23 protein-coding genes are annotated in these 23,831 nt (G+C 45.8%); 5 read left to right on the forward strand and 18 right to left on the reverse strand.

The window, feature by feature from the left end; all coding sequences use genetic code 11:
- The first annotated feature begins 213 nt into the window (after positions 1-213).
- Complete coding sequence (locus tag SGRA_RS01550) at positions 214-753, forward strand: DUF6794 domain-containing protein (RefSeq protein WP_041329435.1); 540 nt, start codon at positions 214-216, stop codon at positions 751-753.
- Between the two features lie 228 nt (positions 754-981).
- Here SGRA_RS01550 and SGRA_RS01560 read toward each other — a convergent pair whose 3' ends face one another.
- The 13 genes from SGRA_RS01560 to SGRA_RS01635 all read right to left on the reverse strand — a co-directional run bounded on the left by SGRA_RS01560 (position 982) and on the right by SGRA_RS01635 (position 16,567).
- Positions 982-3,315, reverse strand: a complete 2,334-nt coding sequence (locus SGRA_RS01560) for a TonB-dependent receptor (protein WP_014373353.1) — start codon at positions 3,313-3,315, stop codon at positions 982-984.
- Between the two features lie 222 nt (positions 3,316-3,537).
- Positions 3,538-4,371, reverse strand: a complete 834-nt coding sequence (locus SGRA_RS01565) for a hypothetical protein (RefSeq protein ID WP_148268241.1) — start codon at positions 4,369-4,371, stop codon at positions 3,538-3,540.
- Between the two features lie 85 nt (positions 4,372-4,456).
- The gene (locus SGRA_RS01570; protein ID WP_014373355.1) at positions 4,457-5,749 is read right to left on the reverse strand and encodes an LVIVD repeat-containing protein; all 1,293 of its coding nucleotides are present in this window, start codon (positions 5,747-5,749) and stop codon (positions 4,457-4,459) included.
- 66 nt (positions 5,750-5,815) lie between these two features.
- The gene (locus tag SGRA_RS01575; RefSeq protein ID WP_014373356.1) at positions 5,816-6,571 is read right to left on the reverse strand and encodes a tetratricopeptide repeat protein; all 756 of its coding nucleotides are present in this window, start codon (positions 6,569-6,571) and stop codon (positions 5,816-5,818) included.
- Positions 6,572-7,296: 725 nt separating this feature from the next.
- Positions 7,297-7,713 (reverse strand): hypothetical protein, encoded by a 417-nt coding sequence (locus SGRA_RS01590; protein ID WP_148268242.1) that lies wholly within the window; start codon positions 7,711-7,713, stop codon positions 7,297-7,299.
- 26 nt (positions 7,714-7,739) lie between these two features.
- Positions 7,740-8,225, reverse strand: coding sequence for a hypothetical protein (locus tag SGRA_RS01595; RefSeq protein WP_014373360.1), 486 nt, complete (start codon positions 8,223-8,225; stop codon positions 7,740-7,742).
- 231 nt (positions 8,226-8,456) lie between these two features.
- Positions 8,457-8,819, reverse strand: coding sequence for a hypothetical protein (locus tag SGRA_RS01600; protein WP_014373361.1), 363 nt, complete (start codon positions 8,817-8,819; stop codon positions 8,457-8,459).
- A gap of 533 nt (positions 8,820-9,352) precedes the next feature.
- Positions 9,353-9,964 (reverse strand): superoxide dismutase, encoded by a 612-nt coding sequence (locus tag SGRA_RS01610; RefSeq protein WP_014373363.1) that lies wholly within the window; start codon positions 9,962-9,964, stop codon positions 9,353-9,355.
- A 176-nt stretch (positions 9,965-10,140) separates the two neighbouring features.
- Positions 10,141-11,046 carry a hypothetical protein gene (locus tag SGRA_RS01615; protein ID WP_014373364.1) on the reverse strand — a complete coding sequence of 302 codons (906 nt, stop codon included), beginning with the start codon at positions 11,044-11,046 and terminating at the stop codon, positions 10,141-10,143.
- A gap of 4 nt (positions 11,047-11,050) precedes the next feature.
- Positions 11,051-11,503 carry a heme-binding domain-containing protein gene (locus SGRA_RS01620; protein ID WP_014373365.1) on the reverse strand — a complete coding sequence of 151 codons (453 nt, stop codon included), beginning with the start codon at positions 11,501-11,503 and terminating at the stop codon, positions 11,051-11,053.
- Between the two features lie 494 nt (positions 11,504-11,997).
- Positions 11,998-12,330 carry a pseudouridine synthase gene (locus SGRA_RS01625; protein WP_014373366.1) on the reverse strand — a complete coding sequence of 111 codons (333 nt, stop codon included), beginning with the start codon at positions 12,328-12,330 and terminating at the stop codon, positions 11,998-12,000.
- Between the two features lie 119 nt (positions 12,331-12,449).
- Positions 12,450-13,109 carry a hypothetical protein gene (locus SGRA_RS01630; protein WP_014373367.1) on the reverse strand — a complete coding sequence of 220 codons (660 nt, stop codon included), beginning with the start codon at positions 13,107-13,109 and terminating at the stop codon, positions 12,450-12,452.
- 302 nt (positions 13,110-13,411) lie between these two features.
- Entirely contained in the window at positions 13,412-16,567 is a 3,156-nt protein-coding gene (locus SGRA_RS01635; RefSeq protein ID WP_014373369.1) for an AsmA family protein, read from the reverse strand.
- Positions 16,568-17,052: 485 nt separating this feature from the next.
- On the opposite strand from SGRA_RS01635, the gene SGRA_RS01640 reads away from it, so the two are divergent.
- Positions 17,053-17,481, forward strand: a complete 429-nt coding sequence (locus SGRA_RS01640; protein WP_014373372.1) for a DUF4296 domain-containing protein — start codon at positions 17,053-17,055, stop codon at positions 17,479-17,481.
- 108 nt (positions 17,482-17,589) lie between these two features.
- A complete protein-coding gene (locus SGRA_RS01645) occupies positions 17,590-17,949 on the forward strand; it encodes a HesB/IscA family protein (protein WP_014373373.1) in 360 nt (119 codons plus the stop codon).
- A gap of 72 nt (positions 17,950-18,021) precedes the next feature.
- Here the strand turns inward: SGRA_RS01645 and SGRA_RS01650 are convergent, their stop codons facing one another.
- A complete protein-coding gene (locus SGRA_RS01650; RefSeq protein ID WP_014373374.1) occupies positions 18,022-18,591 on the reverse strand; it encodes a sugar O-acetyltransferase in 570 nt (189 codons plus the stop codon).
- 112 nt (positions 18,592-18,703) lie between these two features.
- On the opposite strand from SGRA_RS01650, the gene SGRA_RS01655 reads away from it, so the two are divergent.
- Positions 18,704-19,264, forward strand: coding sequence for a hypothetical protein (locus SGRA_RS01655; protein WP_245538614.1), 561 nt, complete (start codon positions 18,704-18,706; stop codon positions 19,262-19,264).
- Between the two features lie 12 nt (positions 19,265-19,276).
- The gene (locus tag SGRA_RS01660) at positions 19,277-20,200 is read left to right on the forward strand and encodes a LytTR family DNA-binding domain-containing protein (RefSeq protein WP_014373376.1); all 924 of its coding nucleotides are present in this window, start codon (positions 19,277-19,279) and stop codon (positions 20,198-20,200) included.
- Between the two features lie 165 nt (positions 20,201-20,365).
- Here the strand turns inward: SGRA_RS01660 and SGRA_RS01670 are convergent, their stop codons facing one another.
- From SGRA_RS01670 to SGRA_RS23720, 4 genes are all read right to left on the reverse strand, one after another.
- Positions 20,366-21,739: a serine hydrolase domain-containing protein gene (locus SGRA_RS01670; protein WP_014373378.1), complete on the reverse strand. Its 1,374-nt coding sequence runs from the start codon at positions 21,737-21,739 to the stop codon at positions 20,366-20,368.
- 120 nt (positions 21,740-21,859) lie between these two features.
- Positions 21,860-22,750 (reverse strand): hypothetical protein, encoded by an 891-nt coding sequence (locus SGRA_RS01675; protein WP_014373379.1) that lies wholly within the window; start codon positions 22,748-22,750, stop codon positions 21,860-21,862.
- Positions 22,751-22,966: 216 nt separating this feature from the next.
- The gene (locus SGRA_RS01680; protein ID WP_014373380.1) at positions 22,967-23,599 is read right to left on the reverse strand and encodes a hypothetical protein; all 633 of its coding nucleotides are present in this window, start codon (positions 23,597-23,599) and stop codon (positions 22,967-22,969) included.
- A complete protein-coding gene (locus SGRA_RS23720) occupies positions 23,574-23,741 on the reverse strand; it encodes a hypothetical protein (RefSeq protein WP_187288178.1) in 168 nt (55 codons plus the stop codon). Before SGRA_RS23720 ends, SGRA_RS01680 begins: the two co-directional genes overlap by 26 nt.
- Positions 23,742-23,831: the final 90 nt, after the last annotated feature.

Below are 23,831 nucleotides of genomic sequence, written 5' to 3' on the forward strand. Positions count from 1 at the left end.
GCTAAAATGGGGCTGAGATTTTGGTCTAGGCTTCAGAAAATGAGGCAGATAGGGTGTTTAAATTAGCAAATTTAAAATGGGGGAATAAAGCCTTGGTCCAAATTTTTTTTCTTTTTTTCTGTCTTTATTCCTAACCTCTTTAGATTTTTGGCACTATTCTGTAACAGGCTGAGCTTATCCTGTATTTCTATTCTACTAAAACAAGATTCTAGTATGCGTCCATTTATGTTTTTGATCTTCTCGCTTTTCTTTCTGCCCCTAAGTTGGGGTCAAATAGAAACAGCCTCTGATAGTAGTGGGGCAGAAAAGCGGATGTATATTCGTCGGCAGGTGGGACCTATTGAAAAGCGGATGGATTCGCTTTATCAGCAGCGGATTACCCAAAGAGAAATCAATGGGATTTATATCCCCAGAGACCTTTATGATTGCTTTCGGGTATTGGATGGGGCCATGGAAGATGACTTTAAAGAGTATTTTATGAGTTTATCTGATGAGGAAGTAGATGCTCGCACCCATGGCAGCCTAGGGCTTTGGATGAAGCACCGTTGGCAATTGATGGAGGGCTCTCGTTTGTCTGATTATTTTAGGAAGATGGGGGTTCCTCATCCAGAGTATGCCGTAGGGATTATTATTCAGACTTATCATAGAAAATTGCACCAAAGAGATTTGGGGGTAAAGGAGTTGGTCCAGAAGTTTCAGAAGATTTGGGCCAAAAAACAAGAGGAAGAGGCCAAAGCCCTGCTGGGGCAGTAATTTTGGTCCAAATTAAGGAAAAGCCCGCTGGCCTGAAGGCCAGCGGGCTTTGTTGTTTGGCTGGGGGCGAAGCCCCCAGGGCCCGAAGGGCCAATGGCCCAGCGCTGCGGAGGGGTGGCCGTAGGCCAGACCGAGGAGCGAAGCGACGAAGGGCCGAACAGGCCTGTGAGCCCCGCAGCATAGCGGCGGCCGCCCCAATAATCAGGGCGGCCGCGGGCCCCAAAACAGCTACTTTTGTCTCCATTTGAAATTCCAACTGATGGAAGGAATGATGGGAAAGAGGGAGACTTTATAAGATTTGAGTTCTAAATTGCCAGAGTCCGCATTTTCCTCCGGCAGGGTGTAAGTGAAAAATACATTTTTGCGGTTGTAGACATTATAGATCGAGAAAACGAGGGTAGAACTAAAGCGTTTTTCCTTCTTTTTGTTGAGGCGGAAAGAGGCCGAGAGATCGAGGCGATGGTAGGCGGGCAGGCGGGCCGAATTGCGCAGGCCGTATTCTAGGACAGGGTCGCTGCCAATCAGGTAAATGCTTTTGATGGGCGTATAGGGGCTGCCGGAGCCAAAAATGAAGCTAGCACCGAAGTTCCAGCGTTTATAATCATAGCTACCGACAATAGACAAATCGTGTAGGCGGTCGAAGCGAGAGGGGTATTGATTGCCCAAAATGCCTTCAAAGTCGCGGGTAGAGCGAGCCAAAGTATAGGCGATCCAGCCCGTAAAATCGCCTTTTTGCTTGCGCAAAAACAGCTCTAGGCCATAAGCTTGGCCTTTGCCAGAAATAAATTGTTCTTCTACAACTTGATCGATTGTAGGCGTATAGTTTTCGGCATAATCGAGCTGCTGTCGGAGATCCTTATAATAGGCCTCTACCGAAAACTCATAGGTATTTTCTTTAAAGTTTTGGAAATAGCCCAGGGCATATTGGATGCCCCATTGCGGTTGGACCAATTCGCCAGAGGGTACCCATAAATCGGTGGGTAAGGTAGTGGCCGAATTGGCCACCAGATGCACATATTGGCGGCCGATATTGATGCCCGCTTTGATAGAAGAGCGTTCTGTGAGACTGTATTTCCCACTAATTCGGGGTTCTGGTCCATAAAAGGTTTTGACCGGCTCGAAGCGGCCATAAACCGTACTATCTAGGCTAGAAGTATAGGGACCCAACTGCTGAAAAAGTGAAAAGCGCAGGCCTGCATTGAGGGAAAGGCGATTAGAGATTTTCCAATCGTCCAGAATATAAAGTCCTGCTTCTTGAGCATACTTAATAGGGGGCGCAATATCAAAGGCCTCCTCGCCAGAAACGGCCTCGGCAATATTGGGCGTAAATTGGTGGTGGGTATAATCGCCGCCAAACTTGATATGATGCTTGGGGTTGGGATAATAATCAAAGCTCAATTTTCCGCCCCAGTCGCGGATCCCCGAATTGACAGAAAAGGAAAATTGGTCCTGTCTTCCGCCGCTGCTAAAATCATAATCATTAAAGATAAAGCTGGCATTCATAAAGAGTTTATCGCCAAAAAGGTGGTTCCAGCGAACGGTAGAAGTGGCATTTCCCCAATTGAGGCCAAACTCTAGGTCTCGGTCGGGATTATTCAATTTCAGGACATCTCGACCAAAATAGCCGCTAAGATAAATGCGGTCTCTGGGCGAAAGTCGATAATTGGCCTTTAAATTCAGGTCGTAAAAATAGTAATTGGTCCCTTCAAATGGGCTGCCTTTGAGAAAAGGTTGGGCCAAATCAAAGAGGTAAGTTCGGCGGCCAGAGACCAAAAAAGAGCCTTTATTTTTTACAATTGGGCCCTCAAAAGTCAGGCGAGAAGCCACCAAACCAATACCGCCCTCGGCCCCAAAATTTTGCTTATTGCCATCTTTCATTTGGATATCGATGACCGAAGAAAGTCGCCCGCCATAATTAGCTGGCATTCCGCCCTTAATCAGGGTAGTATTTTTGATTGCGTCGCCATTGAAGACCGAGAAAAAGCCTAGTAAATGTCCGGCATTATAGACCACCGCCTCATCGAGCAAAAGCAGATTTTGGTCCACTCCTCCCCCACGCACATAAAAGCCCGTATTGCCTTCTCCAGCGGCCAAAACGCCTGGTAAAAGCTGAATCGTCTTTAAAATATCGACCTCGCCCATCAATACCGGCAACTTTTTGATCTGCTCCATGGGCAGGTCAATTGTCCCCATCTGCGTATTATTCACATTGGCATCGCCGCGGACATCGGTCACCACTACGGCCGAATCGAGGGTAATTCCCTCTTCATTAGAGAGCGAAAAATTGATGGTCGTATCGGCTTGTAAATTTAGCAAAATGCGTTTTTCGGTATAGCCCGTATAATTTACTCGGATTTCGTATTCGCCAGCCGGCAGGCTCAGGGAATAAAATCCGTAGACATTGCTCACCACCCCGGCATTGGCCTGCGAGGCATAAACGGTGGCCGAAATCAGGTCTTCACCAGAGTTAGCATCTTGAATTTGGCCGCTAATCGTGTATTTTTGGGCCATCAGGCTGGCCATTTGCAGGCAGCAAAATAGGAGGACTAAGGGGAGTTTCATTAGCTATAGTTTTAAGTTTTTTTTGGGGCTGCCCCTTCGGGTCGGGCTGTGCACTGGCTCGCAGGTCTGCTCGGCCCTGCAGTTTTTTCGCTTCGCTTCAAAAACTTGGGTCTGCGGCTTCGCCGCCCCAGTTTCCATCCCTCAGCCAAGGCGCTTCGCGCCTTTCTAGACGCAAAAAGGACCAAAAGCATAACAGCTTTTAGCCCTTGGGGTTTTCTTTCATTAAAACAATATACCTACAGAAAGGTGGGGACGGATCAGCCATTGCTCAGTAGCAATAAGGCTATTGTTAATTTCCATCTCATAAGCGGCCTGAATAAATTGGTAGCCAAAGCCCATATGCCAGCGAATATGTCTTTTGCCCGCAAAGCGGATACCTAGCTCGGGGCGGGCATAAAGCCCTCCTTTGGCGCCAAGCATTCTCCGGCTATCGTTCCACCAACCTGCAGAAGTGGCGCTAGTGTCTAGCAAAGCCACATTATAGCCTACAGCCAAATTGTAAGTAAAGGCCCAGGGACGATTAGTCTTAAAATCTCCACGGATTTCTGCAAAAAGAGGAATATGGCTAGAGGGCATAAAGCCATTAGACATCCGCAGCATAGACAGGCCAGCGCCAAACATCAAGTTAGGGTTTTTGGCCCAACCTCCAGAAAACTGCATAAAGATGCCTACATCAGGCGAACCTGTCTCTGTAATGCTTCCAGGCAGGCCCATATTTAGAAAAAAGTAGCTGCGTTCTGTGTAGCTACTATCTCTACGATTTTCTACTCCTCGGTCATTGGCAACAAGAGAGGGCCGTTCAATCCGATCCACTTCGCTTAAAGGATAAACCAGTTTGGTCCCTCCTTCAATCTCTACTCGAATATTTCCGTTCTCCCCATAATTGATAATCTTGCAGCGCAGTTCGCTGCCGTTTTTCAAAATAACAAGATCGGGATAGCCATTGTATTCTTTAGTCGAGCGACTTTCGCTGCGGGGGGCTTTTAGCGCTCCATCTTGGGCGTAGCTATAGGTCGACAAACAAAGACAGAACAAAAAAAGGTATATAGTTCGCATAGTTAATTGGAAATAGGGGCTTAAAGAGGCTAAAAAAGCAGCAAAAACAGAGAAGTGTTTTTGCTGCTCCGAATCAAACAATTCCTTATTCTTCTACCAAAATGCTACTAATCCGTTGCAATTGGTTGGGGTTGCTAATATCATACTGATAAAAGCCGTCGGGGCCAATCACTAGGGCCAAGTCATCAAAGGGAGACGCAATGACATCATAGGCAGAGAAGCTGGCATCCTGCGCCATGAGGCTGCTACCAATAGCATAATCATCGCTGGCATCAAAGATTTTGAGCCCCTCATCTCCATCGCAAAGGTAGAGCAGATTATTTTTCAGGCTCAAGCCATGCGGATTGTGCATAGGGTGGCTAGTAATTAGCTGAGGATCGCTCAGGTTGCTCACATCTACTACATCTAGCTGGTTATTGTAGCTATCGCAAATTCCACCGCCACGCAAGGTCACATAGGCGCGGTTGCCCTCTACATAAACGGGGTCGCAGGCGGTAGCATGCTCAAAGGTTCCGGTCAGTTGAGGGGCGGCAGGATCGGCTAGGCTATAAATATACATCCCGCTATTGCTTCCGATAAAGAGGTTGTTTTCATGCGGGAAAATCGTCTCGATAGTCGCCCAACCAATATTCTGTGGTCCCTGATAGCTCGGATTATCGAGCTGGCTAATATTAAAGACTCTAAGGTTGGCTTCATCTACCGTATACAGATAATCTCCAGTAATGGTAAAACGGGCCATAGAGCCGCCCAAACCTACAGCGGTGGCGGTACGGGCATTGCTTCCGTTACTTCCATTAGAACTCCCCACCATTACAGGGCTAACTCCCTGGTCTTCTAGCTGAGGATTCCCCCAGCCGCCAGCCAAGGCATCTAGCTCGCTACAATTTACTTTTCCGGTAACTTCTTCTTTGTGGTAAGCCACCAAAGAGCGCCCCTCTGCATCCTGTCCATAAGTTGGAAAAACGTCCTGATCTCGGTCTAGCAACTGTACATTTTGCCAGTTCGAAATATCAATCGTGAGCAGGTCGGTATAATTATCCGCATAGAGAATATTGCCCTTAATGGCCATATCTAGGTTACCAATAATATTGATAAAGCCAATTTTAACGGGTGCGGCAGGATTACTATTATCAAAAACGTGAATCCCTTCTAGTTGCTCATTGATGAGCAAGAAGTTGCGATAGATATAGAGCTTGCCTGGCTTTTTGAGGGGCCGAGCGGGCAGCATCATTAGGGGCTTGCGGTAATCCTCTCCATTTAGGTAAATGGGATCATACTTAATGTAAGTCGTGGTGGTCTTACATTGGTCTTTAGTACAACTTCCGAGGCCTAAAATAAGGGCCAGCAGTCCGAGGTAAAAAAAGGATTTTAAGTACATAAGTTATCTTGTTTAGTGGGGAGATAAATTTCTCATTTAAACTTTCCTCTAAAACGCTCGTCTTCCTTAATTCGTTGGAGTACTTGCTGCTTTTTGTCGATCTCGGATGCCTTGAATTAAATCTTGGCGGCTCAGTTGTAGCATGGCGGCATAGGTTTGCACCTTTTGCGGGCCCATAATAGGAGCGGCTTCTTTAAGCAGGGCATCAACACTTTCTCTCGCTTTTTCTTCTTGGCCCAATAGCAGCAAGCTATGCGATTTCCCGGCCCAATTATCATAGTAGTAAATAATATTTTCTGGCTGTCGATACTTTTTGCCTTTGGCCAAACGGCCATCAAATAAAGCTAGACTTTTCTCATAGTACTTAAAGGCCTCTACACTATCGCCTTGCAGGTCCTTAAAAAAGCCCAAAGATTGCCAGCCTTCTGCAAATTCAGGTTCTTGAGCTAGACGCTGACGCAGGTATTTTTCGGCCTCGGCCATATGGCCTTCTTGCATTTCTAGGGCAGCCATATTGCTATACAAAAGGCCATAGCTACTATCTTGGGCCAAGGCTTGCTGATAATAATAGCGGGCCGAATCTAAATAAATTTCTCGCTGTTCTAAGTTGATTGTGGGATCGGTTTCGGCCTGTGTTTGATAGCGAATACCAAGGTCATTTAGGCGGAGCATTTCCGGACTCGCCTCATAGTTAGGGGGCAACCAGCCCTCTTCTGTATTGAGTTTAGCCGCTTCTTTGGCAGGCAAATTCTGTTGGTCTTGGCAGGCCGTTAGGCCTAAAAGGAGAAGCCCCAAACAAGATATAGATTTGAGCATTTGCATACGTTCTTTTTTTTGCAAAGCTAAATATTATCAGGAGAATAGCCAGCGGTCTTACTCTTTTTTGCGCCTCAGGCCGTACGCTACACTTAAATCCTCCTCCCTTTTCTAGATGTTTATTCGAAGCTTCTTTTTTTGGGGCCTGCCGCCTTCGGCGGCCGGGCCCTTGCAGGGCTCGCAGGTCTGCTCGGCCCTGCGGGCTTCGCCCTTGGTCTGCCGCTGCGCGGCACCCTTGCAGGCCCCTAGGCCGACGGGCCTTCGGCCCTTTGCGGCGGCTTCGCCGCCTCCTAGCCGTGGCTGCAGGTTAAAACCAGCAGCCAATTTAGGTACAGCAGAGCCAACTCCTCAGCAACAATTGGCCTGCAGCTTAAAAGCCGCAGGACCTGAAAACCTAATACCTCCTTCCCACAAACAAAGCAGGGGCTTTTAAGCCGCTGCGGCAAGAAAGACCAAGGCCCAACAAGAATGGCTGCGGCCTTTAGGCTGCAGATAACGGCAAAGCCGCCATGGCCGAAGGCCAAACGGCCTAGCGATGTGAAAGGGGGCGGCGAAGCCGCAGACCAAGGCCGTCAGGCCGCAGGGCCGAGCAGACCTGCGAGCCCTGACAACCAGCCCCTACAGGGGCGCCAGTTCGATGACCAAAGGGAATAAACGACAACAAGCCCTTTAGGGCGTCTTCGACGACCAACGGGAGTAACCGCCCGCCGAAGGCGGGAGGCCCCTCCTATTTAAACAAAAAAATGAACTTCTCTCAATAGCCCCTTAGCATCAAATATAAATAACAAATTATCCGCAAGCACCCCTTTTTGCCCTAACTTTCTATACCGAAAATCTTCTTCAAAAAGCAACTGCTCATCACTTAAAAAACGGCAGACCTTTGTGTATGAATTATTTTGGTCAGACTCCATAAAACTCATCGAGATCCTAGTTAAGACGGACTTGAAAAAAAAGAATTCAAGTCGCCCTAACTTATAAAAAGTCTTTCCTTTTTTAGCAACAGCTTTTTGTATACCCCAAAAAAGAACGAAAGCGTCCTCCTTGACATTGATAGCGTCCTTTTCTTTTGACAAAAGAACGATTTCCTCATAACTACATAAATCAAAACTACTTATCATCAACAGTTTGTAAAATTTCAATTCTAGCAAAAGTACTTAGTTTGCCAAAACACTGGCTATTCAATATACTCATTAGGCATTCCCACATCCTCATATTTTACGTACTTTTCAAACAGATGTACACCTCCTTTCCATTTATACCCATTTTTCTTTGCCATTGACAAAAAAAAGAATAACCTTTTCTCACTGTAGGGCTTATAGCATTCTTTTACCTTATACGGATATAGGCGAACAATATCAAAATAAGCCTTGGCATAATTGTTCTGTACGGCCATTAGCAGTGAAATTGAAACTCCTTTTTGAGGAGCTCTGCTGCGATTGAACAACCTTGCTATGCTATCATATTTGACTTGATTATTCTCCTTAACAGCTTTCATACCTTCATCAAATAATCTCTTGAGATCATATTCATAAACTCTAGATATATCTCTATCCCCTTGTTTATCAATAAATGATTCTTTAGCGCTTGTTTTATCATCTTTTGGTTGGGTACAACCCAAAAAAGCCATTGTTATCAAAACCAATAAAGTCCGTCTATCCATACTTTAGTTTGTTTCAGGGTCATTTCCATTAGGCTAATCATCTCAGGCGATGAACAGCAGGCGGCAAAGCCGCCATGGCCGAAGGCCAAACGGCCACAACAAGCCCTTTAGGGCGTCTTCGACGACCAAAGGGAGTAACCGCCCGCCAAAGGCGGGAGGCCCCTGCTATACATCAATATAGATGGGGTTATTCATCTGAAGATGGATTCGGCCACTAGTACAAGTAGACATCTATTTTGTTTCAATTCGAGAGAAATTGTATTTAGGATTATCTTCAAATAAAGTTAGAGAACAACGACCGTCATAACTGAACCCAAGTATACAACTACTTGACTTACAGATACCCAATTCTCTAGTCGCCGCCCAGCTATCTAAGTAAACTGTTTTTCCACGAAAATCATAAGTACCTTCGTTTAAAATCTTATTCCCCTTTCTAAGAATATAATATCCAGAAGTTTCTATCTCTAAGGTAATTTCGTCATAATAATCATTCTGATAACTTCCAACTAAACTTTTGGTTTCAAAAAGACTGCATTGGTAAAATAAACCAATGCCGAACAAGCTAATTATCAGTAGCTTAAAAAATTTCTTCATATTAATCTGTTAGTTTGCACTGCCCTTCCCCAAAATTAGAACCCTAGTTAAAAAACGGAAGAAAAAGTTGAGGGACTAATATTGAAATCTTGTTTGCGCCCTTTTTGCTGCCTAGGGACAAGCCCCTAGGCTAGCTTTTTTAGACAGCCCTCTGCGAGGGCCTTTGGATATGCACTTCTTTGCAATCACAACAGAGCAAAGCCGTAAATCATAATTTGAGGACCTTTAGGGCTGACTCCATTTATTAGCCTAGGGGGCTTGTCCCTAGGCGATGAACAGCAGGCGGCAAAGCCGCCATGGCCGAAGGCCAAACGGCCACAACAAGCCCTTTAGGGCGCAGTTCGACGACCAACGGGAGTAACCGATGTGAAAGGGGGCGGCGAAGCCGCAGACCAAGGCCGTCAGGCCGCAGGGCCGAGCAGACCTGCGAGCCCTGAAACGTAGCGCCCGCCAAAGGCGGGAGGCCCCCCAAAAAAAAACAGGCCCATAGCAAAAAACTATAGGCCCATTAAAACAATTATATCTTTGCCAAATTATTTAGCAGCGGCATAACGCTTATTTACTTCCTCCCAATTGATTACATTGAAGAAAGCTTCCACATAGTCGGGACGGCGGTTTTGGTAGTTGAGGTAGTAAGCATGCTCCCAAACATCTAGTCCAAGAATAGGCGTACCTTTGCAACCTGCAGTGTCTACATCCATTAGGGGATTATCTTGGTTAGGCGTAGAGCAAACCTCTAGTTTGCCATCTTTCACGCAAAGCCAAGCCCAACCAGAACCAAAACGAGTTTTGGCCGCAGCAGCAAATTTGTCCTTGAAAGTCTCATAGTCGCCAAAAGCAGCTTTGATAGCCTCAGCTACTTCGCCTGTAGGCTCGCCACCACCATTGGGAGACATGACCGACCAGAAAAGGCTGTGGTTGTAGAATCCACCGCCATTGTTGCGAACGCCAGCGCCAGCAGCAGAAACATTAGCGAGGATGTCCTCAATGCTTTTGCCTTCTAAGTCAGTGCCTACAATAGCAGCGTTCAATTTATTTGTGTAGCCAGCATGATGCTTTCCGTGGTGGATTTCCATGGTGCGGGCGTCAATATGTGGTTCTAGTGCGTCATGCGCATAGGGCAATTTGGGCAATTCGAAAGCCATAGTTTTCTTATTTTGTGGGTAAAGTAATTGAATGTTTCGGGCGCTTCGCCCTTTCTTGCGAAGCTATCATTTTTTATACAGAATCTAAACAAGGAGCTAGATTAAAAGTTGGCCGATATGTCCTTAGCTAGATGTTAAAGGCTAAATATCGACTAATTGTCAATAAGATAAAAAAATTATTTTTTTTCTATTTCCTTTTTTTCTGCTTTTAGCGCTTCTATCTCTGCCTCTAATCGGCTAATTTGGTCCTTACTTTTAGCCAGTTTCTGGGCCAGAATATCGGCCGCCCGCCTTTTACTGATTTTTTGAGCCCTTTTTTGCTCGTAGTCCTGAAATTGCGTGGCGATCTGAGCAAAAGCCGCCTCCTTTTTTGCCGCTCGCAGGTATCGCTCATAGGCCGCCGTCTGATCAGCCAAACGACGAGCCCCATCTATGTCATTATGCTTAAATACTTGCATCAAACTCTGGTCAATCTTGGCCGATTGGGCCAATAACTCCTGCCAAATCGCCTTGGCTCCTCCCCCTATCTGCTGGGCATTTACCCAAGTTGCTAAGGCTTTTTCCGCCTCTTTGGCCTGCTCCTCCGCCAACTCATAATCCTCCTCTTGCTGCTTGAGCTGCGCCTCTAGGGCCTGCAGTTTTAATTCCTGACTTTTAAGGGTCAATAACAGCTGCTTATAACGCAAATAATTTGCCGCCAGCTTCTTAAGCGCCACCCGCTGCCCCGATAAAGAAAAACTCCTCTGGCTCTTGGTCTCCACATAATCCCCCTCTCCCTCTTCTATAAAAAAGTTGGGCAACTCACTCAAAGGATTAAGCGGCAAAATAGAAAATGATGCCCCCCAAAGATCTTGCATATTGGCCGGCAAACGCAAGGCGGTGGGCTCCAAATCTAGCCGCCTAAGCCCCCCTTTTGGCCCTTTTAGCTCTAGGCTTTTAGGCGGCTGCTCTCCACAAAAAAGGCCTGTGGGTAGGCCATTTTCAGCTCCCACAGACCAATATAAATAGCCGCTCTGCGCTGCCGCGCCCGAAGCTGCTGTCATCAAAAAGAGGCCTAGCCCCCAACTCAAAAGTCCTTTCATACGGTTATTTCGCTATTTGCTTAAAATAAGCAAGCAGTTCCGCCTGATCCTCCGCCGATAGTTTGGCATCCCCATGGGTCCAAGTATAAGACTTTAAAGGCATTTTCCCCTTTTCCATCTCCTCTACACATTCCTCCAATTTATGCGCCTGCTTCTTGGCCTCATAACTGCCCCAAACCGAAAAATTCAAATGCTTGCGCCCATGCTTTATATGGTTGTTGATCCACTGCCCAACCGGAACCACATAAGTGTACCAAGGATATACCGTCTTATAACTGTGACAATCATAACAGGCCGCCTCCAATAAGGCTTTCTGCTTGGCCGTCGGCTGATGAATGGCCATCAAATCCGCTTGCTCATCAAATGTAGGGTTTTCCTTTTGGATTTGGAAAAATTGAGCCACTAAGAGCAAGGCCAAAAAGCCCCAAAGGCCCCTTTTTATCCACTTCTTTTTCATAAGTTTTAATTTAGACTGTTTCTAATTTGTGCAAATATAGAGGTTCTTATATTTAAGAAGCCCTTAGACCACTGTTTTTTAATAAAGTTTAATGTTTAGGGGCCTCCGCTGCGGCTTCGCCTTGCGGCGCTACGCTGCAGGGCTCGCAGGTCTGCTCGGCCCTGCGGCCTGACGGCCTTGGTCTGCGGCTTCGCCGCCCCCTTTCGCATCGCTAGGCCTGCGGCCCTTCGGGCCTGTAGGATGTATTTTGCCTAGGGGCTTGTCCCTAGCGATGGTTGGCCTAACTAGTTTACTTCCAGAGTCTGTTTAAAATTTTGTGTTTCTCCTTTTTGCTGCCTAGGGACAAGCCCCTAGGCTAGCTTTTTCAAACAGCCCTCTAAAGAGGGCCTTTGGATCATCTCTTCTCTGCTACAACTACTGAGCAAGACCTTATACATCAGCAGTTGAGGCCCTTGTCAGAGCTGACTCCATTGGATTAGCCTAGGGGCTTGTCCCTAGGCAACTATTGGCATAACTAGTTTACCGCCAAACCTAACTAGTTTACCTCCAGACCTAACTAGTTTACTTCCAGACATAACTAGTTTACCGCCTGACCTAACTAGTTTACTTCCAGACATAACTAGTTTACTTCCAGACCTAACTAGTTTACCTCCTGACCTAACTAGTTTACCTCCAGACATAACTAGTTTACCTCCAAACCTAACTAGTTTACTTCCAGACCTAACTAGTTTACCGCCAGACCTAACTAGTTTACCTCCTGACCTAACTAGTTTACCGCCAGACCTAACTAGTTTACCTCCTGACCTAACTAGTTTACTTCCAGACATAACTTTTGCCTTTTTTCATTTTGTTACGTTTTTTCAGTTTTTAACAAAACCCTAACATGTGGACTTAAAAAAAGGCGAAAAACCTAAGTTTTTCGCCTTTTGGCTAGCTACAATAGCTCTTAAAAGCCATCCCAGCCCAAGCGGATGCCCAATTGGGCCAGCAGGGCATCTCTTTGGCCCCAACCAAACTTGATAAAGGTTTGTAGAGAAAAGCTATCTACTGTGCTGCCTCGACAAAGCTCGACGATATGCAGCCATTTGGCATTACTGCCATTGACATTATGGCCCAAATACACCCATTCTTGTCCGTAGCCCAAGCTCAAAAAGCTCTTAAAGGGCGTTCTGCGGTTTTGTTTATAAGAAGAATCGAGTAGCCAATGCCCTTTTAGCATAAGAGGAGCCGCCAAAGTAGAGCGGATTTTATTTTTCTTCGGTCCAATGTCTAGACTAAAGGGATAATAACTCAGTCCCCCCTCCAAAGAAAAGAGAAAGCTTTTTCGGTTGCCTGCCCAGACGCTCATGTGTAGGCCAGGCAAAACATTGAGTACCTGCCCAATACTTTGGGGTTGGGGGCTAATCGCTTCTTGCCGTTGTTGGTCCCAGCGATAGGCACTAAACTCTAGTAAAATACTTTGTCCCCAGCCCCAAGCCCTAGGTGCCTCGCCCTCTGGCCAAAGGCTACTACTATAGGTTTTTTTTAGGGCCAAGCTATCGCTTTGGGCCAAAAGTGGGGCAGAAAAAAGGGCAAAAAAAGAAAAGAAGAGGAGGAAATATTTCATAGTTGCTAAAGCGATTTAAGGGGCAAAAAAAGGGGCGGCCCATGGCCGCCCCAATTTACACTTTATTCTAGGAAAGGCCCAATATTTTAGGGCCTTGGCTGGGCGGCGCAGCCGCCTATTGGGCAGGGGCTGGCCCCTGCCCTCTTCGGCTATCGCGAAGCGATGCCTTTTTTGGCTGAGGGATAGTAGCTGGTGGCCGAAGGCCAGACCAAAGCCCGCAGGGCTGCAGGGCCGAGCGAAGAGCGAGCCAGCGCATAGCCCGACCCAGCCGCAGGCTGGGGCAGCCCCAAATCCTCCTCCCCTTATTTATTCCGCTTAAAGGGATTTTTATTGCCAAAGGGATTTTTCAACTTATCCTGAAGAATCTTGTCGGCTGCTTCTTTGGCCGCCGTCTCAATGCTATCTCGGATGCGTTTGGCCTCTTCGGAAGAGGCGGCCTGAGCCGCCAAGCGCTCGGCCTCTTTACGGGCACGCTCCTTAGCTTCCTCGGCTAGGCGTTCGGCCTCTTTGCGGGCGCGTTCTTCGGCTTCGGCTTTGAGGCGTTCGGCCTCGGCTTTTACTTTTTCCTCGGCCTCGGCCTTGAGTTTTTCGGCCTCTTCTTTTAGGTTGTCCTTAACTTGGTCCCCCATAGATTCGCCAGATTTGCCCTCGGCACCAAGGACCTTGGGACTAAATTTGGGGTTGCTCAAATTGCCCGTAATATCTACAGCAAAGTTGATAAATGCGGCCTCTTCTACCTTGATGCCCAGCTTGCTAGCCTGACTAGCGAGGAGATTGCCAGCGGCTTGGGTGGCCCCGCCAATTGCCGAATTATCGATCATGGCTTTAGGGACCCGCATCTTGAGGTCGTAGTCCATCGTTTGGTCCAAACCATGGGCCCCACCAAAGGTCATATCAATTCCCTTTTGGGTAAAGGCAAAAGGCTCTACCATCAGTTTTCCATCCTTAATTTTAAAGAAGTTGCGGGTATTTTGAATCTCGATATTCTCCAAAGCCTTGATGCCCAATTTCTGGCTCAGGCCCTTGAGGGGGGTGCTGCCTTTAAGGACCGCATCAAAGGTTTCTAGCAAACCCTCAGAGTTGAGGCTGGCCATATCGGGATACAAATTGGGCTCTAGAATCCCGTTGAGGCTAAATTTAGAGTTAAACTTGCCCAACATGCTCTTCATGATGGGCGCAAAAGTGGCCACTAGAGGCACTCCCTCGGCAATTTTGGCAAAATCGAGTTGGGCCACATCATAGGCAAAGTTGAACTTGGGCGCTTTGGGGTCTTGGCTGTTGTATTCTCCGTTTAGGACAATGCTTCCGCCAAAGGCATTACAGCTCAAATTGGTCATTTCTACCTTCTCTTCATAGATGCGGAGGTCGCCCGCCACATTATCCAATTGATAGACATCATAGATAAACTTTTTGAAGCGGGCCTTCATGTGAAAATCAATATTGGCCGGGACCAAAATGGGTTCAAAGGCTGTTTCTGCGGTGCTAGGATCGGCTGGAGCGGGAGCCGCTTCGGGCTCTGTGGCGCTGCCGTCCTCTGTCATGAACTGATTGACATTCATGTAATTAGAGTAGATATTTAGTTCCCCTTTGAGCAACTCATTTTTAAAGAGATAGCCAAAAACATTATCGAGCTGGCCATCGGCTTTGATATCTACTTTATTGATAAGCAGCTCAAAGTTGCTCATTTTGGCTCGGCTGGGCGAGAATTTGCCCACGGCCTTCATATTTTTCATTTCATAGACATCATAAACCATTTTATCGCAGCTAAAATCTGCGGCAAAATCCCAGCGATCAAAGAGTTCATCCTGATTGATGGCCGTAGTGGTATCGGTCATATCGGTAGCGGCCATTTCCTCCTCGGAGGTAGTGCTGGTATCGCCCATTAGCTCATTAAGATCAAGCAGACGAGAAGTCACTTTGAGCTTTCCGGTCATAATTTTATCGCCAGAAAAATAAGTGAGTAGGTTGTCTAATTTTCCTTGGGCCTGAACATCACTTTTGCCCATTGTCAGGTCAAAGGCTTGGAGGTCCACATCATTGGGGCTAAAGAGCATCAGCATCTTTTTGATGCGGATATCGGGCATGCCTTCCATCAGGTAAATCATATTTTCGATGCCTAATTTTCCTTGCATATCGACCTTCTCATATTTTTGTTCGGTCACATAAGACATGCGGGTATTGGCCTTAAGTTGGGCCTCGATGAGGCCGGCCATGCTGCTGCCTTCCATGGGAAAAGCCTTAGAGAGTTCGGCCAGATTGATTTTGCCTTCTACTGCGCTCTTAATATCGGGGTCGCTCATAGGCGTTTTGAGGAAAAGCGAGGCGGAAAAGGGATTTTGGCCCAATTTGAAGGCGAATTGCTTCAAGTCTACGGTCAATTTATCCAAATCTGAAGAAGGGCTATTGATTTTGAGGTCTACGCCAATATCGCTCACGCCCATGGGCAAATCGGGATATTGAAAGGTCCCATTAGCGGCTTTTAGGGCCATATTAAAGGCGGGATAACTCTTTTCGTTGAAAGTACCGTTTACCGCTCCGCTCAGACTAAAATCGCCAGAAGTTTTTACGCTTTCAAAACCCTCGATATAGGCGGCGGGCACCATAGAGAGTAGGCTTGCAAAATTATTATTGGGAGCCGAAAACTTAAGTTCCTTAAAAATAATATCGTCGCCTTTCATGAGTACGGCCCCTTCTGCGCCCAACTTTAGGGCATTAAGTTGAAGTTGGTTATCGAGTAGCGTAAAGCTCATTTCGTCTTCCTTCATGCCCACGCCAATATTGATTTCGGCATCAACCACCGCTTTATTGAGGTAGCTCACCCCATCATAATTGAGTTGGAGCGACTGCATTTGGGTGCTGGTATAAAAATCAAATTGTTCTAGGCTCATATCGCCAGAACCCTTATGATTAAGGCCTTTGATTTGCAAAAAGGCGGCATTGGGGGCATCATCATAAGTCATTTCGCCCTCAATAATTTGGTAAGAGCGGAGCGCAAACTGAAAATCGCTGCTTTCGCTACTGCTCGTTTCTTCTTCGGCGGTGGCGCTGCTATCCGTTTTCATGATATCATAATTGGCCTTTCCGTTTTTGAGGACCTTCACATAGAACTTGGGTTCTTCAAAAACCAAGGAGTTCACGGCATAATTGCCCGAAATCACTTGGAAGAGGTTGAGGCGCAGGCTAATGCGTTTGACATCGGCTAGTTTGAGGCCATCAAATTCCTCTTGGCCCGTCACTTTGAGGCCCTTAAGATCAAAGGCAAAATTGGGAAAGGTCCAGAGGAGAGAAAGCTCGGTCCCTTCAAAATCTAGGGTCGCATTGAGTTGTTCATTGGCTGCTTCCTTGACCAATTTTTCGATATCCTCTTTAAAAATCATGGGCAGCGTAATGGCTGCAACTACAAAGATGACGAGAAAGCTAAGCAATCCAATCAGAGAATACTTTATCCATTTTTTCATACAGTGAGTTTTTTTTTAAAGGTAAAAATTAGGATCTAAAGCAGGGGCTTTAAATTCATTTTTTTTTGGGGCTGCCCCTTCGCTGCGCTCGGGTCGGGCTGTGCCGCAGCTCGCAGGTTTGCTCGGCCCTGCAGGCTTTTTCGCTTTGCTTCAAAAGCCTTGGGTCTGCCGCCTTTGGCGGCCCTGCTATCCATCCCTCAGCCGGTCGTCGCTTCGCTCCTCGGCGGCGGCTTCGCCGCCTTATTTGGACCAAAAAATGCGGGTCGTTGGGTTTCATTTGAGCTAGAAAGCTTGTCTGCCTGCTATTTTTTTCTGTACTTTGCCAAGGGTCAGTTTGGCCCAGCGCTGCGCAGCCGTGGCCCGCAGGGCCAGACCCAGCGGGCGAAGCCCGCGCAGGGCCGAGCAGACCTGCGAGCGGCGCAGCATAGCGGCGGCCGACCTAGCCAAAGGCTAGCCGGCCGCGGGCCCCAAAAACAAAAAATAAGATGTTTAAAGTCCTTATCTATAGTAGTTGTTTGTTTCTTTTGTTGGCTTGTTATCGGCCATTAGAGACCGAGACGCCCATTTTGGGAGAGCAAGAAATCATTCCTTTTTTGGTGGACCTTCATTTGGCGGAGGCCAAGCTAGCGGAATATAATAGTTTGACTATTTTGGCCAAAGATAGTTTAGCGGCTGAGCAATATGCCACTCTCTTTCAGATTCACCAGATTTCCCCCACTGATTTTCAGCAAAGCATGCAGGCCTATATGGGCAATCCCGAGGCGTTGCAGCAGCTCTATGAAAAAGTAGTAGAGGCCCTATTGGCGCATGAGTTGAAACATAGTGAACGGACTAAGAAAGGTAAAAAAAGCTCGGCGACAGAAGCCATAAAACGAATAGAGCAAGTTCGGGACAGCAGTAAAAAAGAAAACTAAGGGGGCTTAAACTCTTTTTGGGGCTGGGCTGTTAAGATATTGTCTAAATAAACAGCCAAATTCAGAAAAAAGCCTTAGCTTTGTTGGCTATAAACTACATTGAATTCTATGTCTACAGAAAAAAATACCCCTCAGATGGAAAACCCAATTGTATTGACGGATGGGGCCGTAAAACAGCTCCTTAGAATTAAGGAAAACGAGAACATTGCCGAGGGCCATGGTTTGCGCGTGGGCGTGAAGGGTGGCGGTTGTGCTGGTTTCTCTTATATTTTGGGCTTTGATGAAAAAGGCGCCGATGATGATGAATTTGTGATAAATGGCATTACGGTATTTATGGACCGGGCCCATGCGATTTACCTCCTCGGCATTGAGATTGATTTTCAGGACGGCCTCAGTAACCGAGGATTTACCTTTAACAACCCCAATGCGGAAGAAACCTGTGGTTGTGGCACCTCTTTTTCGGCTTAAGATAAAGACAAGTTAAAAAAGTGAAAAGGACTAGCAAAATTGCTAGTCCTTTTTTGTTTTGGGCCAATCAGATTATTCTTTTGGAATTGACTTAATGACTTTGGCGGGGCAGCCCGCCACCACCACATAATCGGGAACATCTTTGGTTACTACTGCGCCGGCGGCAACGATAGAATATTGCCCCACTGTTACTCCAGCTAAAATGCAGGCATTGGCGCCAATCCAAGCATTTTTTTTAATGTGAATGGGAGCCGTTTTCATACTTTGTCTTTGCCTGGGGGCTATAGGGTGGCCCTCAGAGCTAAGGCAAACATTTGGTCCGATCATGACCTCATTATCAATGCGGATACCGCCCAGATCTAGGAAAGAACAATTGTGATTGATAAAAACCCCTTCGCCCAACTGGATGTTTCCTCCATAGTTCGTATGAAAAGGAGTAAAAACGCAGCTATTCTCGGCCATTTTTTGGCCCGTGATTTTTTCCCAGAGTTCTTGGATTTCCTCATCTTTGGTGGCTCGATTCATTTTGCGAATAAGTTGGCGTTTTTCTTTGCAGACATGACCTAGCTCAGCAAAACCTGCATCCGAATGTAGAATTATTTCTCCGCTTTTAAGCCGATCTAAAATAGTTTTATTCTTCATTAGACTACCTTTGTATTTGATAATAGGACAAAGATAGTTAGGCTTTCGATCAGCAAACAATGCTTTTCAAAGTAATACTTAATATATAGGGCCTTTGGTCCAAATAAATCAGATGATGACCATAATGAAAAACTTAGTCGTTTACTTTTTTTTGGCCTTGGGCCTTATTGCTTGTCAAACAGCTCCTAGAGCGGTCCAAAAAGGAGCCGAATATTTTAATCTACCCGCTTATTTTAAGGCAGAAGCCCAACGCTTGAAAGAAGAAGCGCCAGCTTACCAAAAAGTAATTTGGGCCAAGGGAGAAATAGATAGTATATCTGGAGAAACCCTAGATTGGGAAAAAGAGCTGGCCATTTTTGGTCGAGAGCAGCTACATGAGCCAGCGGTGCGAGAAGATTACCAAAGAGATAGTATTACTTTAGAAAATGGCTATGAGATTCGCTATCAAAGTTTGATAGAAAAGCGTAATTTACAGCGTTTAGTCCTTGAATATGGTCCAAAAAAGGAGTTGCAAAGCCTGCAGTTGAGTCTCCGTCAAAACAATACGGTATATGCTGGCCAAAGCGAGCTAAGGTATTGGCCCAAAAAGGGCTATCAGTTACATAAGGACCAAAAAGTAGTTGCTTTTGATTCGGCCCAATATCGCCTTCACCTCCATTTTCTGGCCCATTAAGTTTTTCTGTTTATGTTTCCCTTATTTCGGCAGCCCTCGGCTTTGCGCGAATCGCTTTCTTATCAGCTTGGGTTTAGTCTCTTTTTGGGGCTAGTGGTCACTCTTGTGGTCCATAGCCAAATGCCCGATAGTCCGGTTTCGGCTTATCGGGAGTGGGCGGATGCTGCCATTTGTGGACTTACGGCTATTTTGGTCTTTAGTGGGCAGCTCAGCATTTTGCCTTATTTGTTTGGCAGTTGGTTTAGTCCGGACCGTTGGACCATTGGCCGAGATTTACTGTTTAGTAGCTGGGTGTTTTTTGTGGTGGGGGTCGTCAATTCGCTAATGCTGGTTTATTTGGGCTGGATGCAGTTTCAGTGGTCTGGCTTTTTTTGGCAGCAGTTTTTACAATTGGCTTGGGGCCTCCCTCCTATTAGTTTGATGGTGGTTTGGCGCAATCAGAAGTATGCGGCCTTAAATATGGCTTGGTCCAAACAGATTGAAGAAAAAATTGAGGAGCGGGGCAGTTTGGCCCTAGGCCCCGGCCCCGAACTGCTGCGCTTGCAAGCGGCCCAAAGACCTTTGGGTTTGCCCGCTCCCCAAAAACGAGAAGGGCCCAAGTTGTTGGTTTATCATCAGGGAGCGGCCAAGAGCATTTTTTTAGAAGATATTTTGGCGCTTTATAGCCAAAAGGGAGAATTGGAGATTTATTGGGCCGAAGCGGGACAACTGGCTTACATAAAAGTGCAAATGCGGCTAAAAGACACTCAAGAAGCCCTGGCCCAACAAACTATTTTGCATCGGGTGCACCGTTTTTATTGGGCCAATTTGGCCCGAGTAACCGCCACCGAAAGTAATGCAAGGCATATTTTACTCTCTTTGCCGCAGTTGCCACAAGCTATTCCCGTTTCTAAAACTTATAGAAAAGCCGTACAAGATTATTTTGAGATGGATTAGCCCTGGCCATTAAAGGGCCGAAGGCCCGCCGGCTGAGGGATGGATAGCAGTGGCCGAAGGCCAGACCGAGCAAAAAACTTGTTTTTTTGCGCAGGGCCGAGCAGACCTGCGAGCTGCGACACAGCCCGACCCGAGCAAAGCGAGGGGCAGCCCCAAAAACAACCCCTAATCTTTACAAGCATTCATTTTTTTGCTTATCATTTCTTGGCGTTCTGGCGCCAAACTCATGGCTTTTTTATAGATTTTTTTAGCCCCCTTGCATTTTCCCTGGGCCGCTAAGTTTTCGGCTTGAATAACGCAAGCTTCCCAGTCTTCGGGCAAAATTTTGTACATAATATTGCTGAGCGGGCCACTAGCCGCATAATTTTTTTGGCCATAATGGTAGCGCTCCAACCAATAAATATCGAGCAAATCCTCTTGGTTATCGTCCTTTTTGTTTTTCCAATACCCTTTTTCTAGGTTTTTGAAGTCGCCCGCCTCAATTTTTTCGGCCAAATCATAGGCTAAATTTCGCTGCGGTTCCTCCAATTCCATTTTTGGATAAATGTAGGCCAGCGCAATATCATCGGCCAATTGTAGGGAGTTGCTCAGCAGCACTACGCCCTTGCCGTTGGTTTTATTATAGGCCATGATGCTAGAATAACTGCCCGTGAGGCCCGTATGCATGAGGATTTCGGTCTCTTTATCGGGTCGATAAATAAACCAACCGCCTTTGTAATAAAGTTTTCCTTGGCCCAAATCATCCAGGCCAGTAGGAATCGCATCCTCCACCCAGCCGGGCTGAAATAAAATATTATGTTCAATTTGGTAGTTCAAAAAAGTGGCTAAATCTTCGGTCGAACTCCAAAGTCCAGCCGCATAGCGACTAGGACCAGAAAACTCCCAATTTGCGCTCGGCACGCCCAAATTTCGAGGCGCTACGGCTTCGGCAGTGGGACCAAAATGCGTATTTTTCAGCTTGGCTTTTTTAAAAAGCGATTGCAAGAGTTGCTCATAGCTTTGCGCTGTTTGCTGCTCTATAATTTGGCCCAAAATCATATAACTCCAGTTAGAATAGGCCCATTGCCCCATTTCATAGGGCTCCCAATCCCTCAATTCCTGCCACATTTTTTTTTCGCTATAATCTTGATAGGGGTTGGCCCAATTGGCCGGCGAAAAATTAGGCGATAAACGAGGGATGCCCGCCTGATGCTGCAGTAAATCTAAGGGCCGAATTTCTTCCAAATATTGATTATCGACCTTCGGAAGCAGCTCCGATAAAGGCTGCCGAAGTTTTTTGCCCAATAGATGTAAAGCCAATTCTGCCGTGAAGGTTTTGCTCAACGAACCAATTTCGTACTGGCTTTTTTCCGTGATTTCAGGGCCGCCAAAGTTCCGATAAGCAAGCGGCCCCTCAGGATATATTAAAGCGACAGAAATGGCCGGATTGATTTTTTCTTGCTGCCGTCTCCGCATTTCTGCCTCTAAAATGGCTTCTGCTTGCGCCCAAATTGAGCCCGACAAGCCCATGAACAAGAGTAATACACTGAGTTTTTGCATAATCTATTCGTTTTTGTACCCTATGAAGCTAGCTTATTTTTTTGGCCCAAGAAAAAATAAAATAAAAAAAGCCAACTCTTAAAAGGAGTTGGCTTTTTTGCTGGGCTAGAAAAATTTGACTTAGATATAGTCGTAAATTTGTTCTACCGTTACATTTTCGGCTGGAATTTTCGTGACTTCTGAAACCACTCGGTCTTTTCCATCTTCAATTCTTAGCAAGTCAGAAAATAGCTCGCCTTCTACATATTCTTTTTGTGTAAAGCGAACGGCAACTTCTTCCGCATTATATTCTTGTGTCAACTCAATTTTGCTATCGGTCAACAAATATTCTACTTCATTATAAATCAGTTGGCCTTTTTCATTGTATTTGGGTTGCTGAACATCCGCCATTTGTAGGTCGGGCGCCTCCCCTTCTTCTTCCAACATCACATAATGCGCTACTTTTTTGGGCAAGTTGCTGCCTTCAGCATACTCAAAACGATGTTCGCCTTCCAACTCATCGCCAAAAAGCTCAGTAATTTTAAGCAAACGCTCGCCTTCCCAGTCCAAAAGGACATAGCTGGTCGGCTCATCAGAAGGAAAAACTTCTTGCACCACTTTAACGAGTTGGCCCGCCTCATTATAAAAATAGCTGTCGGTATCTTTGCCACCTTCTTGCAGATCAGAAAAAACAGACTGCACAATTTGGCCTTCTTCGTTATAAGTAATCAACCAATGGCCAGCTTCTTCGCCCTCCTGCACATTAAGCACCTCATGTTGGTTGGCCGCGGGATAATTATGCTGATATTCTTCCATCAGTTCATTATCTGGACCAAAATGACGCACCAGTTTGCTGCGGCCTTCTTCATCATAAAGCACTTCTTCGCTCAAAAACTCAATTTCTTGCTCCGCTCGCTGCATCCGCGTTTTTACCTGCAGTTTTTTTGCATTTTGTTTCGGATTCTTGGGCATCAAGTCAATAGAACTAAATTCTTGCACCAAATAATTGGGATTCTTTTTTTCGCTGCTCATTTTCTAATATTAAAGATGATGATGATTTTTTTTGGGGCTGCCCCTCGCTATGCTCGGGTCGGGCTGTTTCGCAGCTCGCTACTCGCTCGGCCCTGCAGTTTTTTCGCTTCGCTCAAAAACTTTGGTCTGGCCTACGGCCACTGCTGTCCATCCCTCAGCCAAGGCTCGCTTCGCTCGCCTTCTGCTGTATAAGGCGCAAAGGTAAAATAAGTCTTCTTATTTCTTTGTTTTTTCAACTAACAACTTGCTCAACTTCTCAGCTCCCTGTTCGTTTAAATGATCTCCATCGTAAAAATCACTGTCCTCAAACTCTTCAGCCTTCAAAAAATCGTAATATTTACAATGCTTGCAACTACTTGTAATTTCACCTATTACATTATAAACTCTACTCAGTTGCTTAGGGTCTAATTCTTCTGTATAATAGGAGCTGGCCGCTGCTGTAAAAAAAATAATCTCGATGCCAAGTTCGTCGCAATATTCTACAACTGCTTCTAATTGATCTTTGTTAATTACATTAGACAAGGATAAACTATCAAGAGATAAGGTGTGTGATTTTGCAGCATAAACCCCTGTTTTTTTTAAATCTTTATTTATAGCTGTAGGACCTTCTATAAGTCCTCCTAAGGAATCAACAGTACTAAAACTTTTTTTAAAATCAAATAATTTTGGAAAAGCTACTTTTAAAGGTGTATTCAATATTTCAAAATAGTACTGCCACCTTATAGGCCTAAAACCATAGTAAATTGTATAATTCTTACTCCAAGAGTAACTTACATCCGAAAAAGAAGAATAAGAAATATTCCAGTAAATTTTTTTTAACTGCTTAAATTTTCCTTTCTTTTTTTTCAAAAATCATACAGTCATAATATAAGTTCTGGGAGTAGTATGCCATACTATAACTATTATCTCCTAAAAGAGCTGGACGTATACCATTAAAAGCATGTGAACTTCCTAAAACTAAATTTTCTAAGGTCTCTTCTTTTTCTTCCAAACCTTTCCATTTAGTTTTATAATCATTCGGTAATGATCTCAAGGCTATTTCTAAGCCGACCATAAGAAGTAGAATAGGAGTAATAAAAAT

Origin of the sequence: Saprospira grandis str. Lewin, from assembly GCF_000250635.1 — a bacterium.
Lineage (GTDB): Bacteria > Bacteroidota > Bacteroidia > Chitinophagales > Saprospiraceae > Saprospira > Saprospira grandis.